This is a genomic window from Niveispirillum sp. GW835-FHT14G11 (genome assembly GCF_058793615.1).
The window spans coordinates 518,418-531,799 of record NZ_JBXAFZ010000002.1 but is presented as its reverse complement, the minus strand read 5'-3'; the positions used below and the strand labels follow the sequence as shown (position 1 = coordinate 531,799).

The following is a 13,382-nucleotide window of genomic DNA, read 5'->3' as shown; positions in this document are numbered from 1 at the left end:
TCGGCGCCTATTCCGCCATTCGGCTCAGCGGCAGTGTCACCTGGGCCAGCAGCCCGCCCTGCGGACGGTTGACCAGGATCAGGTCGCCGCCATGCGCCCGTGCCACGGCCCGGGCGCTGGCCAGACCCAGCCCGGTGCCGCCGGTATGGCGGCTGCGCGAGGGTTCGACGCGGAAGAACGGTTCGAACACGCGCTCCAGCAGGGCGTCGGGAATGCCCGGCCCCTCGTCCGTCACCTCGATCACGGCGCTGTCATCCGCCACCCGCAGGCAGACCACCGCCGACCTTCCATAGGTGACGGCATTGCCGATCAGATTGTCGAGCATGCGGGCGATGCCGGGCGCGTCGCCCTCGATCCGGGCGGGCGCCATCGGGCCGTCGCTGACCGGCTCTCCCATCTGGCGGCTGGCCTGGGTCTGGCGCCGGACCAGGGATTCCAGGTCGATGGCGCTGCGTGCGACAGGCTGGGACATGTCCTTCACGAAGGACAGGGCGGCGGCGATCATCTCCCGCATCTCGGCGATATCCTCCGCCGCCGCGTCGCGCACCGCGTCCGGCGCTTCCTCCAGGCGGAAGGCCAGACGGGCCAGCGGTGTGCGCAGGTCATGGGCGATGGCGGCCACCATCAGGGTCCGGTCCTCCACGTAGCGGCGCAGCCTTTCCTGCATCCGGTTGAAGGCGGCGGCGGCGGCGCGCACCTCCGGCGGGCCGCTGTCGGTGGAGAGGGCCGGCGCACCCGGATCGCGGCCCAGCCGTTCGGCGGCGCGGGCGAACATGGCGATGGGTCCCGCCAGCCAGCGCGCCAGCCACCAGGCCAGCGGCACCACCACGCCCAGGCCGGCAATCAGCCAGTACAGCATGCGCAAATACCAGCCGCGCAGGCCACCACCGGCCGGCTGCACGATGCGCCATTCGCCGCTGGGCAGCTTCAGGGCGGCCGCGAAATCGCCCATGATGGCATCGTCGCGATCGGTGAAGCCGGGGCCGGGCCCCGGGAACCGTCCGTCGGGCGGGGGCGGGCGGTTCGGGTCCTTGGGGGGTGGTCCATCGGGTCTGGGGCCGGGACCGCCGGGGAAGTCGCGGGGTCCTGGGCCCCGCCCGCCTTCGTCCCCCGGCCCGCGCAGTTCCAGGCGGATCAGGCTTTCATCCTCCCCCAGCGCGTTGACCAGCCATTGCCGGTTGCTGCGCAGCCGGTCCGGCGGGCCGGCATTGGGCGGTGGCTTCGTGGCGGTCGCAACCTCGAAGCCGGGGGTGGCGATCCCCGAGCGCAGACTGTCGACCACGCCGGCCAGCATATGCTGGCTGGGCGGCGGCATGGGGGCAGCCAGCAGCAGCAGGAAATTCAGCACCTGGGCCAGCAGCACCCCCGCCAGCATCAGGGCGAAGATGCGCACGAACAGGGGCCGGCCGGCCAGGGGATTGGGGAATGTCAACAGCGCAGCCACCATGGGGCAGGAAAGGCATGACAGGATAGGCCGGCGGCCCGCCCCCCGCAAAGGGCCAAGCCGCCGGCCCCCGACCCTTAGCCTCAGACGCCGACCGTGACGGTGGCGGTGTAACCGGCCGACACGCTGCCCGACATGGTCAACGTCTGGGCCGCGATCTGGGCGGCGGTATTGTCCCCGAAGACATTGTCGCTGGACAGGCTGATGGCGTTCAGTGCCGCCGTGCTGTTGCCATAGCCACCGGCGGCATAGACCGTGGCGCAGACGCTGCCCGGCACGGCGAACTGTGAAATCAGGGCGGCGGTGCGGCCCGTGCCGCCGGTGGCCGCGGCCTGGCTGGTGAAGACCTCGAAATGGATATGCGGGTATCGGCCGGAATAGCAGCCGGGCACGATGGTGGTGAAGGTCACCTGGCCATTGCTGTCGGAAATCTGCACGCCGCGCAGGTAGCTTTCGGTCGGCAGGTCGTACAGCGAATATTTCCCGGCCGCATCGCAGTGCCAGATATAGATCGCATAGCCCGACAGGGCCGTGCAGCCCGTGGCATTCTGCAAGGTGATGGTCAGCGTCAGCGGCACGCCCGTCGCCTGGGTCGTGGAACTGATGAAGCTGGACCTTATGTCGGACCGGATCACGCCCGACGAGGTCAGGACGTTGGAGGTGGCGCCGCTGGACGTATTGGTGCCGTCGGCCGGATAGGGGCCGTTGGTTTCCGTGGCATAATCGACGCACGACCCGCCCGTCGTGCTACCCGTGCTGCCCGTCGTGGTCGTGGTGCTGGTCGTGGTGCTGGTGCTGTCCGACCCGCCGCCGCCACAGCCGGCCAGCAATGCCGCAAGACCCGCACCACCCAGCAGCGACAGCGCGCGGCGGCGTTCCAGGATCCTGGCATTCAGGGTCTCCAGGTCGAAGAGCAGACCGCGGTCATGATCCTCGATATGATGTTCGCTCATCTTGTAATCTCCGTTTCGGGGGTGGCCGACGGGGGCACCGCCGTTCGCGGAACAAGGGATGGCGGGGCGATATTGCCCACGGATGTCAGGCATGTGTCAGGGGCCGCGGCGGGCCCGTCATATTATGTCGCCGGACATATTATGACGGGCGGCGGGGCGACGGTTGCCGGCCGGGTGTGGCGGGAATGTCGCAAATCCTACCGCGTCACCGCCGGCACGAACATATAGCCTTCGTTGCGGATGGTGCGGATCAGTTCAGCGCTGTCATCGGCGGCGGCCAGCTTGCGGCGCAGGCGGCTGATCTGCACGTCGATGGCCCGGTCGAAATGGTCGGCGCTTTCACCATGCGCGAAATCCAGCAGCTGGTCGCGGGTCAGGACGCGGCGCGGATGGTCCACCAGGGCGCGCAGCAGCCGGAATTCCGCATCCGACAGGGTCACGTCCTGTCCTGACGGGGCCGATACCATGCGGCTGTCGGGCTGCATGCGCCAGCCGGCGAAGCCGATCCAGGGTTCCGCCGGGACCGGGATGGCGACGGAGGTTTCCGCCGGCACCGTCGCGCCCCGGCGCCGGCGCAGGGCGGTGCGGATGCGGGCCAGCAATTCGCGCGGATTGCATGGCTTTTCCATGTAATCCTCCGCCCCCATTTCCAGCCCGACAATGCGGTCCACGTCGCTGCCCACCGCCGACAGCATGATGACGGGGGGGCCGCCGCTGGCGGCCAGGCCCTTCAGGGCGGTCAACCCGTCCTCCTGCGGCATCATCACATCCAGCACGATCAGGTCATAGCGTTCCGATGCCAGCTTCGCCCGCATCTCAATGGGGTTGGAGGCCGTGTCCGTCCGGTATCCGTGCCGGTCCAGGAAGGTGGAGATCAGGCCGCGCAGGCCTGGATCATCATCCACGATCAATATGCGGGTCATCAAATCCATATCCCGATTATGGCCTTGGGACCCTTTCTGTACGAGCCGAAAATCTCCACCCCGTGTCGGAATGTTGCGGCATGTTGCGGGGGGCGAACCGTTTCGCCGCCCGCTGCAATGCGCTTGACACAAGATGGCGCCCCGTCCCATCGCCCCGACATATGCCGGCAAAGCCAGCACCCTATCCCTGTCTCCATCACGCGACGCGATGAGGGAGAACAAGAATGCGGAACCTGAAACGGATACTGGCGGCCCTGGCTCCGCTTCTGTTGTCCGCCCATGCTGCCCTGGCGCAGGGGGTGGGTGGCGATCCAAAGGGGGCGGGGCCGATCGTGGCGGCCCTTTCCTGGATGCAGGGCACGCTGATGGGCAATGTCGCCACGGCGGTGGCGGTGATGGCGGTGGCCGCCGTCGGCTTCCTGATGCTGACCGGGCGGCTGAACTGGCGCTTCGGGGCGACCGTGGTGCTGGGCTGCTTCATCCTGTTCGGGGCCGGCGCCATCGTCACCGGCATCCAGGCGACGACGGCGGCGGCGCGCTGATGTTGGCCCGCACCTCCGTCTTCCGCGCCCTGACAAGGCCGCAGATGTTCGCCGGCGTGACCTATAATTTCTTCGTCATCAATCTCTTGGTGACCACGGAGGCGTTCCTGGTCACGCGCTCCTTCCTGGCGCTGCCGGTGGCGCTGCTGGTGCATGCGGCGGGTTATCTGGCCTGCCTGCGTGAACCGCGCATCTTCGACCTGTGGCTGGCCAAGGTCACACGCTGCCCGCGTATTCCCAATTGGAAGCGCTGGCGCTGCAATTCCTACAGCCCCTGAGGAGAGGCACCATGCCGACATGGAAAGGTCCCGCATCCTGGGCCGGCCGTGAAGCTGCCGCCGGGGACCGGCTGCCCTACAAGGCGTTCCTGGACGATGGCAGCCTGCTGCTGCGCGACGGTTCGCTGCTGCGGACCATCCATGTGGCGGGATTGCCGTTCGAAACGCAGGACAGCGAGGCGTTGAACCACCGGCTGGCCGTTCGGGAGGTGATGCTGCGTTCCATCCTGGATGCGCGGCATGTGGTCTATCACCATGTCATCCGCCGTCGCATCCAGCCCGAACTGACGGCCGAATTCGACAGTCCGCTTGCCGGCCTGATCGACCGGCGCTGGCGGGAGCGGCTGTCCGACCGGCACCTGTTCATCAATGAACAGTTCCTGACCATCCTGCGCCGCCCGGCGCGCGGCAAGGCAGGGCTGGTCGATCGCATCCTGTCGCGGGGCCATTCACCCCGCCGGCTGGAGGCCGACCGCCGCGCCCTGGATGCCGCTGTCGCCGCCCTGCTGGCGGGGCTGGAACCCTATGGCGCCCGCGCACTGGGGACGTATGACACCGAAGCCGGGCCGTGCTCTGAGGTGCTGGAACTGCTGTCGGCGCTCTATAATGGGGAGATGCGGCCGGTGCTGCTGCCGCCCGCCGGCACCGACCTTGGCCGCCACATCCCCTATTTCCGCGTCAGTTTCGGTGTCGATGCGCTGGAACTGGCGGGTTCGCAGGGGCGGCATGTGGCGGCTGGCCTGTCGGTGAAGGAATATCCCGATGCCACGCGGGCGGGCCTGCTGGATGGCATCCTGCGCCTGCCGGTCGAATTGACCCTGACAGAAAGCTTCGCCCCGGTGGACCGGCAGACGGCGCGCGAACGCATGGACCTGGCCCTGCGCCGCCACCGCGCCACGGATGAGGAGACGAATACCGAACGGGCCGAGATGCTGGCCGCGCGCGACGCGCTGTCGGCCGGGCAGGTCGGGTTCGGTGACCATCATCTGGGCCTGCTGGTCCGGGCATCCGACATGGCGGCGCTGGATGATGGGGTGGCGATGGCCGGTGCGGCCCTGGCCGATATCGGCGCCATCGCCGTGCGGGAGGATGTGAACCTGGAGCCGCTGTTCTGGGGACAGTTTCCGGGGAACGAGCACTATCTGGTCCGCCGCGCCCTGATCAGCACCGCCAATGCCGCAGGTTTCATCTCGTTGCACGGCTTCCCCCTGGGCAGTGCCGCCGGCAACCATTGGGGGGACGCGGTGGCGATGTTCGAGACGACCAGTGCCACGCCCTATTTCTTCAACTTCCATGAAGGCGACCTGGGCAATTTCACCATCATCGGCCCATCCGGGTCGGGCAAGACCGTGGTGCTGAACTTCCTGGCCGCCCAGGCGCAGAAGTTCAAGCCGCGCACCATCTTCTTTGACAAGGACCGGGGGGCGGAGATTTTCCTGCGCGGTATCGGCGGCCATTACAGCCGCCTGCTGCCCGGCGAGCCGTCGGGCATGAACCCGCTGCAATTGCCCGACAGCCCCGTCAACCGCGCCTTCCTGCGCCTGTGGCTGGCCTGCCTTTTGAAGGCGGAAGGGTCGGAGGAAGAGGCGGCGATTGCCGATGCCGTCGATGCCTGTTTCGACCATGCCCCGCATCTGCGCCGCCTGCGCCATTTTCGAGAATTGCTGTCCGGCGCCCGCCGGCCGACGCCGGGCGACCTGGCCAGCCGGCTGTCGCCCTGGATCGGGGCGGGCGAACATGCCTGGCTGTTCGACAATGAACAGGACCGGCTGGACCTGGAGGCGCGTGTCCTGGGCTTTGACATGACGGCGTTGCTGGAGGTGCCGGCCCTGCGCACGCCGGCCATGATGTATCTGTTCCACCGCATCGATGAACGGCTGGATGGCGAGCCGTCGATGATCCTGATCGATGAAGGCTGGAAGGCGCTGGACGATCCGGTCTTTGCGGCGCGCATCCGCGACTGGCTGAAGACGCTGCGCAAGCGCAACGCCATCGTCGGCTTTGCCACGCAATCGGCCCGCGACGCGCTGGACAGCCGCATCGCCAGCGCCATTGTCGAACAGACATCCACCATGATCTTCATGCCCAACCCTAAGGCGCGCGAGGATGATTACTGCGCCGGGTTCGGCCTGTCGGCGCATGAGCTGGACCTGATCCGCGGGCTGCCGGCCCATGGCCGCTGCTTCCTGGTCCGCCATGCCAACCATTCCATCGTGCCGCGCCTGGACCTGGGCGGCATGACCGACATCCTGACAGTGCTGTCGGGGCGGGAGGCGAATGTCCGCCGCCTGGACATGATCCGCGCCACCACAGGCGACGATCCCGCCCGTTGGTATCCGCGCCTGACGGGCACGCCCTGGCCTGGTGCTGCGGACGGGCCGGCCACGGAAAGGATGGCGGCGGAATGAGCAACAGCTGCCCCGACTTCACCAGCCTGGACGGCCAGGGCGGCGTGGCCGGCGCCTTGCGCGCCGTCGATTGCCTGGCCGCACAGACCACCGAAAAGGCGTTTTCCACCCTGCTGGGCCCCGATGGCGCGCTGGGCCAGGCCCTGACCATCCTGCTGACCCTGTATGTGGCGCTGATGGCGCTGCGGATGCTGACGGGGCGGACGGGCGTCGGCCTGTCCAGCCTGACGCCGCGCATGATGGGGCTGGGCCTGGTCCTGTGCTTCGCCACCTCCTGGGCCGCATATCATCAGGTGGTGTGGAACCTGCTGGTGGGCGCGCCCGACCATCTGGCTTCGCTGCTGGCCGGCACGCGCGGGTCCGCCCCGTCGCTGTTTGCCGACCGTCTGGACCAGCTGTTCCAGCTGGTCCTGGATGCCGCCCGGCAGTCGGCGGTGGCGGGCGGGGAAAAGCCGACCCTGCTGGCCGGCATGCGGCCGGCCGACCTGCTGTGGATCGCCTCGCTGCTGCTGCTGTTCGGCACAGTGGGGGTGCTGGTGGCATCGAAGATTGCGCTGGCGGCGCTGCTGGCGCTGGGGCCGGTCTTCATCCTGCTGGCCCTGTTCCGGGCGACCAGCGGCCTGTTCGAAGGCTGGCTGCGCGCCGCCCTGCTGTTTGCCATCGTGCCGCTGCTGACGGTGCTGGTGGGCACCGGCGCCCTGGGCCTGATCGCGCCCATGCTGTCGGACCTGGCCCTGGCCGGCGGGACGCCTACGCCGGAGCTGGCCGTGTCGGTGCTGCTGGGGGCCGGTGTGTTCACGCTGCTGATGCTGCTGGTCCTGCGGATGGCGGCGGCCATCACGGCCGGGTGGAAGCTGAACCTGCATGGCACGGTGGAGGGGAAGGGGGCAGCCGGTGGTTCGGTGCAGGCCAGTGCCACTGCCACCGCCATCCCGGCCCTTTCACCCCGGCCGGGCCGGGGCAGCGCGGTGTCGCACCCGGCGGCCGTCCTGATGCCAGCCGGTGGCCATGACGGGCGGATAGGTAGGATGCAGGCCGCATCCCGGCCCGCCGCCACGACGCAATCCGCCACGATCCAGCCCCTGGGCGATGCGGCCCGCCAGACGCCCGCCACGGCCAACCGTCCTGCAAGGAACGCCGCCGGCCTGGGCCAGCGTTTCCGCACCCCCACCGCCAAAGGAGCCGCCCCATGAACAAGCGCCTGCCGATCCTGCCGCTGCTGGCGGCCTTGCTGTCCACAACCCCGGCTTTCGCCGACAGCCGCATCGTCTGGAAACAATATGACGAGGCCGCGGTGGTCACCGTGCCCGGCCGTGCCGGTATCCAGACGACGATCCAGTTCGAACCGGGGGAGCGGATCGAGAATGTGGCCATCGGCGACAGTGCCGGCTGGCAGGTCACGCCCAACCGCCGGGCCGACCTGCTGTTCCTGAAACCGATGCTGCCCGACAGCCGCACCAACATGACGGTGGTCACCGACCGCCGCACCTATCTGTTCGACCTGACGACGGCGGGCAAGGGCGGGCCGCTCTATGTGATGCGCTTCTCCTATCCCACGCCCTTCACGCCGCCGGCCCCGGTGGTGGCGCAGGTGCAGCCGCCGGAGATCACCCCCGGCCCGGCGGAGAGCGCCGCGATCCAGACCCCGCTGCCGGCCGATCTGAACTTCGCCTGGGAGAAGGAGGGACCGGAAAAGATGCTGCCGGCCCAGGTCTTTGATGACGGGCATGCGACATATCTGCGCTGGGAAGCGGGGGCCGAGGTGCCGGCCATCCTGGTCGCCGGTCCCGACGGGGTGGAGGGTCCCGCCAACTATGCGATGCGTAACGATCTGGTCGTGCTGGACGGCGTGCCGCGCCGCATCATTCTGCGCAACGGCAAGCGCATGGCCAGCCTGACCCCGGCCACCCAGACGGCGGAAAGGACACGCTGATGCGCTTCACCGCCGATCCCGTCCGCGTCAGCGACGATCCGCGCCAGTCCATGACAGCGGGCGCCCTTGTCCTGGCCGGACGCACCCATTATCCCACCGTGGCCGACCGGCGCGGCGGGGGCGGGCTGGGCCTTGCCGCCGGTATGGCCTGCGTGCTGGCCCTGGGCGGCCTGACCTTCTGGGGACTGAACCAGTCGCGCCAGCCGGTGGCCGGACCGGCCCCCACGGCGGCCCCATCCGTCCCGCCGCCGGCGCCCGAGGCCGTCTTGCCGGTCCCGACCCCGGCCCCGGTGGCGGCGGCGTTGACACCTGTCCGTGTTCCCGCCCGTGTCCCCGACCCGCAGCGCCTGTCTGCCCCCGTCATGGTCTTCGACATGTCGGTTCCCGCACCGGCCAGCACCCCGGTATCGGCCCCGACCACTCCCGCCCCGTCCCCGGTCGGCCCCGCCGCCCCCGCCAGCCTGTCCGACAATGAGGCGTTCGCCCTGCGTGTCGGCAATGGCGGGGTGGATACGGCCAGTGCCGTTCACGCCATCGCCCCGTCCACCACGGTGGCGCAGGGCGCCTTCATCCCGGCCGTGCTGGAAACCGCCATCGACAGCGACCTTCCGGGATATGTCCGGGCCGTCGTCAGCCAGGATGTGCGGTCCTTCGATGGCAGCCGGGTGCTGGTGCCCCGCACGTCGCGCCTGATCGGCCAGTATAAATCCGGGCTGCAGGCGGGGCAACGCCGTGTCTATGTGCTGTGGACAAGGTTGATCCGGCCCGATGGCGTATCGGTGGCCCTGGCATCGCCCGCCATCAGCCAGGATGGCAAGTCCGGCCTGTCGGGCGATGTGGATACGCATTTCGTGGAACGGTTCGGGTCGGCCACGATGCTGTCGGTGGTGGGGGCCCTGTCCGCCATCGGCAATGCCGCCCTGGTCCTGTCGGGATCGCAGTCGGCGGCGGGCGTGGCCGCCCAGCGCGACAGCCATATCCCGCCCACCATCCGCGTGGACCAGGGACAGCCGATCCGCGTGTTCGTGGCCCGCGATCTGGATTTCTCTCTTGTCGCCAATGAAGGGGGACGGTCATGAATGCCAGCGTCGCCATCCTCAACGATGCCATCTATCTGGGCGAATATCTGGCCCCGTTCCAGCCGCTGCTGAATGATGCGCGGGTGACGGAGATCATGGTGAACCGGCCGGGGGAGGTCTGGGCCGAACGGGCCGGTGCGGGCATGGCCCGCCATTCGGACCCCCGCATCGACGACAAGCTGCTGCGTCGGCTGGCCGAACAGGTGGCGCGCCTGTCGAACCAGGGGATCAACCGCAACCAGCCGCTGCTGTCGGGCCGCCTGCCCGACGGGGCGCGGGTGCAGTTCGTGGCCCCGTCCGCCACGCGCGGCCATTGGGCCATGGCCATCCGCCGCCACCGGCTGGTCGATGTGCCGCTCACCGCCTATACGGCACTGCCGCCCGCCCCGGAGGATGGCTGGCGGGGGCGGGACCCGATGGGCGATCCCGCCGCCTATCTGGCCGCCGCCATCAAGGCCCGGCGCACCATCCTGGTCAGCGGCGGCACCTCGACCGGCAAGACCACCTTCCTGAATGCGCTGCTGCGCCAGATGCCGGAAGCGGACCGGCTGGTGGTGGTGGAGGATACGCCGGAAATCAGCCTGTCCGCCCCCAACGCCCTGGGCCTGGTCGCGGTCAAGGGGGAGATGGGGGAGGCGCGGGTGACCACCAACGACCTTTTACAGGCCTCGCTGCGGCTGCGGCCCGACCGGATCGTGCTGGGCGAGCTGCGCGGGGAGGAGGCGGTCAGTTTCCTGCGCGCCGTCAATACCGGCCATCCCGGTTCCGTCAGCACCATCCATGCCAACAGCCCGCAAGGCGCCTTGCAGCAGCTGGCCCTGATGGTGATGCAGTCCGGCTTCAACCTGTCGGTCCAGGATACGATCGCCTATGCGCGCAGCGTCGTGGATGTGATCGTGCAACTGGACCGGCGCGATGGCGTGCGCGGGATCAGCGGCATCTGGGAAACAGGCTGATCATCGATCCGTACGCCGGAAGAAGCGGATCGCCTGATAGAAGGACAGGGCGGCGCCGATGGCGCAGGGCACGCACAGGGCGGCGATGGCGATACCCAGCTGGCCCTCACCCCCCATCGAGGAGCTGACCAGGGCGATCAGCGGCGGCGCCGTTGCGCTGGCAAAGATCGCGGTCAGCAGGGTGTTGGTGCCCAGCGCCAGTCCCCGCACCTCGTTCGGGATGTTGAGCGTGATGGCGATGACGCCCAGCGTGGCGACGACGGCCCCGGCAAAGATATGCGCCGTCAGCATCATGGCGAACAGGGGCACGCCCGGCGCCATGCCGAACAGCGACAAGGGTGCGATGGCCAGGGCCGCGACCACGGCCGGCACCAGCACGCCGGCGCGCCCGCCATGGCGCTGGCCCAGCTTGCCCAGCCAGCCGCTGCCGCCCGCCCCGGCGATGCCGCCGATCAGCAGCACCGCACTCAGCCAGCCGGCGAACTGTCCGGGCGTCAGGTGATAGTTGCGGATCAGCATGGGCGTGGCCCAGACCGATGCCGCCTGGATCGTCACTTGGGCGAGCAGCAGGGCGATGATCAGGGGCAGCAGGAAGCCGCGATATTGCCACAGCTCGCGAAACGCGACCGAGGTTTTGCCGCTCTGGTCATGCTGTTCCTGGCGTGCGGGTTCACGCACCGGGGCCAGCAGCAGCAGGATCGCCACACCCAGGAGGGCGGCGGCCAGATAGAGCAGGCGCCAGGGGGGCAGCCCGAACAGCAGGCCGGGATCAGCGTCATGCCAGCCGGTCAGCGCATCGAAGGCCAGCCCGCCGGCCAGGACGCCGATGCCCTGGCCCGCCGCCTGTCCCACCACCAGCAGGCTCGTGGCCACCGACCGCCGGTCCGGGGGATAAAGATCGGCGGCCAGCGAGAAGGCGGCGGGGACCAGCAGGGCGGCATTGGCCCCCAGGATGACGCGCCCCACCACCAGCGACAGGAAATTGGGCGCCATGCCGGTGATCACCATGGCGGCGATCCAGGATGCCACACCCCAGAACAGCAGCCGCATGCGGACCGCCCGGTCGATCAGCCGGCCGCAGGGGATGGACGCGATGCCCAGCGCCAGACCGAAGGCCGTGCCCTGCAGCAGCCCGACCTCCAGGTCGGTCAGGGCCATGTCACGCTTCATCGGCTCGATCAGCAGTGCCGTCAGCGTGATGTCCATGGTCAGGAAAAAGCTGAGGATCGACAGCGCCAGCAGGGCATAGCCGGCCCGGCCCGGCGAGGGGAAACCGGTCGGACTCATTGACGGCGCTCAAAACGCAGGCGCAGGGTGCGGCCGGTGGTGAGCAGGAAGCCGGTGCCGTCGAATTCCAGCGTGGCGGCCAGCGGCAGCGGCCCGGCGCCGCGCGCTTCCCATAAATCCGGCGCCACCGGGGTGAGGTTGTAGGCAAACGACCCGATGGCGTTGCGCAGGACCAGGCGCGGGGCGTCATCGCCGTTCCGGGTGATGCCGGCGCCGATGCCGGCGGCGGCACTGTCATAGTCGCCCAGGATGTCGGTGGCATTCTGACCTTCCGCCGGGGTGACGCGGCGCAGCAATTCCTGCTGTCCGAACTCCGTCAGTTCCAGCGAAGCACCATCCCCGACCGGGCGCAGGCGCATGTCGGTCGGCACGATGGGCAGGCTGAGCCAGCCCTCGCCATCGCGCCTGGCCGGCAGGGTCATGCCGCCCAGGCGGATCGCCTGCTGGCCCTCGTTCGCCACCAGGGTCAGCTTGCGGCCGGTGTCGCGGTTGTAATAGTCGCCGGCCACAGGTGCGGCCACCACATCCGCCGGCACGGGCGGCAATCCCGGCAGGCAGCGGTCGATGATGTCGTCGACCAGCTTGTACAGTTCCAGGCTGTTGCGGCCATTGGACATGATGATGATGTCCAGCTCATGCCCCAGCACCTTGATCATCTGGCTGGAACCGCCGACGACCGCACCGGCATGGTGGACCGTGTCCAGCCCGCGATGCAGAGTCATGCTGAGGCCCAGGCCATAGCCATGGGTGGCGTGCGGGGCGCGCATCGCCGCCCAGGTGGCGGCACTGCCCACCACCGGCGCGCTCATATGCTTCAGCCACAGCAACATGTCATCGACGGTGGAAACGATGCCGCCCTCCCCACCGATGGGGGAGCCGAAGACGCCGCGGGTATAGCCGCCATTGGGGCTGGGTACATGCAGGGTGGCGCTGTTGGGCACCAGATCGGTGTCGAGCGCGCGCACCAGCGTGTCATGCATGCCCACCGGTTCGAAAATGCGCTCGCGCAGGAAAGCGCCGAATTCCTGGCCGCCCAGCCGCGTCACGATCTCCGCCAGCAGGATATAGCCGCCATTATTATAGCTCCAGCTGGTGCCGGGCGCGAAATTGACGCTGTCCAACGCGGTCAGCATCTTCAGCTGGAAATCGGCCGGCGTCACCATGCCGGGGCCGGCACTGTGCAGCAGCAGGTCCAGGCTGTCGCGCATGCCGCTGGTATGGGCCATCAACTGGCGCACGGTCATGGTATCGGCCCAGGCCGGCAGTTCCGGCAGGTGACGGCGGACGTGGTCATCAATGGACAGCTTGCCTTCCTCCGCCAGCAGCATCACGGCCAGCGCGCAGAAATGCTTGCTGGTGGAGCCGATGCGCATGCGGATGGTGGGCGACAGGGTCACCGGCAGCTCGATGCTGGCCATGCCGACACCGCGCCGGTAGACGGGCTTGCCCTTCAGCGCCACGCCCACCGCGAAACCCGGAGCATGGGTGGTGTCATAGGGGGCCAGCAACGCGTCGAGCGCCGCCGGCTCGATCCGGGACTGGACTGTCATCTATCTCTCCTGATGGTCGCGTCTTTTAA

The 13,382-nt window shown here is 68.9% G+C and carries 12 protein-coding genes; 7 read left to right on the top strand and 5 right to left on the bottom strand.

What is annotated here, in order from left to right; translation table 11 throughout:
- Nucleotides 1-7: 7 nt before the first annotated feature.
- The 3 genes from AC1Q7F_RS05745 to AC1Q7F_RS05735 all read right to left on the bottom strand — a co-directional run bounded on the left by AC1Q7F_RS05745 (nt 8) and on the right by AC1Q7F_RS05735 (nt 3,320).
- Nucleotides 8-1,432: an ATP-binding protein gene (locus AC1Q7F_RS05745; protein WP_492504704.1), complete on the bottom strand. Its 1,425-nt coding sequence runs from the start codon at nt 1,430-1,432 to the stop codon at nt 8-10.
- A gap of 95 nt (nt 1,433-1,527) precedes the next feature.
- A complete protein-coding gene (locus tag AC1Q7F_RS05740) occupies nt 1,528-2,397 on the bottom strand; it encodes a dioxygenase family protein (RefSeq protein WP_492504703.1) in 870 nt (289 codons plus the stop codon).
- Between the two features lie 197 nt (nt 2,398-2,594).
- Complete coding sequence (locus AC1Q7F_RS05735; protein ID WP_492504702.1) at nt 2,595-3,320, bottom strand: response regulator; 726 nt, start codon at nt 3,318-3,320, stop codon at nt 2,595-2,597.
- A 224-nt stretch (nt 3,321-3,544) separates the two neighbouring features.
- Between AC1Q7F_RS05735 and AC1Q7F_RS05730 the strand changes: the two genes are divergently transcribed.
- Genes AC1Q7F_RS05730 through AC1Q7F_RS05700 form a run of 7 tightly spaced genes read left to right on the top strand, consistent with a single transcriptional unit; the run spans nt 3,545 to nt 10,516 of the window.
- The gene (locus AC1Q7F_RS05730; protein WP_492504701.1) at nt 3,545-3,862 is read left to right on the top strand and encodes a TrbC/VirB2 family protein; all 318 of its coding nucleotides are present in this window, start codon (nt 3,545-3,547) and stop codon (nt 3,860-3,862) included.
- Nucleotides 3,862-4,140: a VirB3 family type IV secretion system protein gene (locus AC1Q7F_RS05725; protein ID WP_492504700.1), complete on the top strand. Its 279-nt coding sequence runs from the start codon at nt 3,862-3,864 to the stop codon at nt 4,138-4,140. The genes AC1Q7F_RS05730 and AC1Q7F_RS05725 overlap by 1 nt, the downstream gene beginning before the upstream one ends.
- Nucleotides 4,141-4,151: 11 nt before the next feature.
- Nucleotides 4,152-6,548, top strand: coding sequence for a VirB4 family type IV secretion/conjugal transfer ATPase (locus tag AC1Q7F_RS05720; RefSeq protein WP_492504699.1), 2,397 nt, complete (start codon nt 4,152-4,154; stop codon nt 6,546-6,548).
- Nucleotides 6,545-7,741, top strand: coding sequence for a TrbL/VirB6 family protein (locus AC1Q7F_RS05715; protein ID WP_492504698.1), 1,197 nt, complete (start codon nt 6,545-6,547; stop codon nt 7,739-7,741). Before AC1Q7F_RS05720 ends, AC1Q7F_RS05715 begins: the two co-directional genes overlap by 4 nt.
- Entirely contained in the window at nt 7,738-8,481 is a 744-nt protein-coding gene (locus AC1Q7F_RS05710) for a TrbG/VirB9 family P-type conjugative transfer protein (RefSeq protein ID WP_492504697.1), read from the top strand. Before AC1Q7F_RS05715 ends, AC1Q7F_RS05710 begins: the two co-directional genes overlap by 4 nt.
- Entirely contained in the window at nt 8,481-9,560 is a 1,080-nt protein-coding gene (locus AC1Q7F_RS05705) for a TrbI/VirB10 family protein (protein ID WP_492504696.1), read from the top strand. Before AC1Q7F_RS05710 ends, AC1Q7F_RS05705 begins: the two co-directional genes overlap by 1 nt.
- Nucleotides 9,557-10,516: an ATPase, T2SS/T4P/T4SS family gene (locus tag AC1Q7F_RS05700; protein ID WP_492504695.1), complete on the top strand. Its 960-nt coding sequence runs from the start codon at nt 9,557-9,559 to the stop codon at nt 10,514-10,516. Before AC1Q7F_RS05705 ends, AC1Q7F_RS05700 begins: the two co-directional genes overlap by 4 nt.
- Here the strand turns inward: AC1Q7F_RS05700 and AC1Q7F_RS05695 are convergent, their stop codons facing one another.
- Both AC1Q7F_RS05695 and AC1Q7F_RS05690 read right to left on the bottom strand, forming a co-directional pair.
- Nucleotides 10,517-11,803, bottom strand: a complete 1,287-nt coding sequence (locus tag AC1Q7F_RS05695) for an MFS transporter (protein WP_492504694.1) — start codon at nt 11,801-11,803, stop codon at nt 10,517-10,519.
- The gene (locus tag AC1Q7F_RS05690; RefSeq protein ID WP_492504693.1) at nt 11,800-13,353 is read right to left on the bottom strand and encodes a serine hydrolase domain-containing protein; all 1,554 of its coding nucleotides are present in this window, start codon (nt 13,351-13,353) and stop codon (nt 11,800-11,802) included. The genes AC1Q7F_RS05695 and AC1Q7F_RS05690 overlap by 4 nt, the downstream gene beginning before the upstream one ends.
- Nucleotides 13,354-13,382: the final 29 nt, after the last annotated feature.

Coding starts and splice junctions, on each gene's coding strand:
- AC1Q7F_RS05740 (WP_492504703.1), bottom strand. CDS start 2,397: ATGAGCGAACATCATATCGAGGATCATGACCGCGGTCTGCTCTTCGAC.
- AC1Q7F_RS05735 (WP_492504702.1), bottom strand. CDS start 3,320: ATGACCCGCATATTGATCGTGGATGATGATCCAGGCCTGCGCGGCCTG.
- AC1Q7F_RS05730 (WP_492504701.1), top strand. CDS start 3,545: ATGCGGAACCTGAAACGGATACTGGCGGCCCTGGCTCCGCTTCTGTTG.
- AC1Q7F_RS05725 (WP_492504700.1), top strand. CDS start 3,862: ATGTTGGCCCGCACCTCCGTCTTCCGCGCCCTGACAAGGCCGCAGATG.
- AC1Q7F_RS05720 (WP_492504699.1), top strand. CDS start 4,152: ATGCCGACATGGAAAGGTCCCGCATCCTGGGCCGGCCGTGAAGCTGCC.
- AC1Q7F_RS05715 (WP_492504698.1), top strand. CDS start 6,545: ATGAGCAACAGCTGCCCCGACTTCACCAGCCTGGACGGCCAGGGCGGC.
- AC1Q7F_RS05710 (WP_492504697.1), top strand. CDS start 7,738: ATGAACAAGCGCCTGCCGATCCTGCCGCTGCTGGCGGCCTTGCTGTCC.
- AC1Q7F_RS05705 (WP_492504696.1), top strand. CDS start 8,481: ATGCGCTTCACCGCCGATCCCGTCCGCGTCAGCGACGATCCGCGCCAG.
- AC1Q7F_RS05700 (WP_492504695.1), top strand. CDS start 9,557: ATGAATGCCAGCGTCGCCATCCTCAACGATGCCATCTATCTGGGCGAA.
- AC1Q7F_RS05695 (WP_492504694.1), bottom strand. CDS start 11,803: ATGAGTCCGACCGGTTTCCCCTCGCCGGGCCGGGCCGGCTATGCCCTG.
- AC1Q7F_RS05690 (WP_492504693.1), bottom strand. CDS start 13,353: ATGACAGTCCAGTCCCGGATCGAGCCGGCGGCGCTCGACGCGTTGCTG.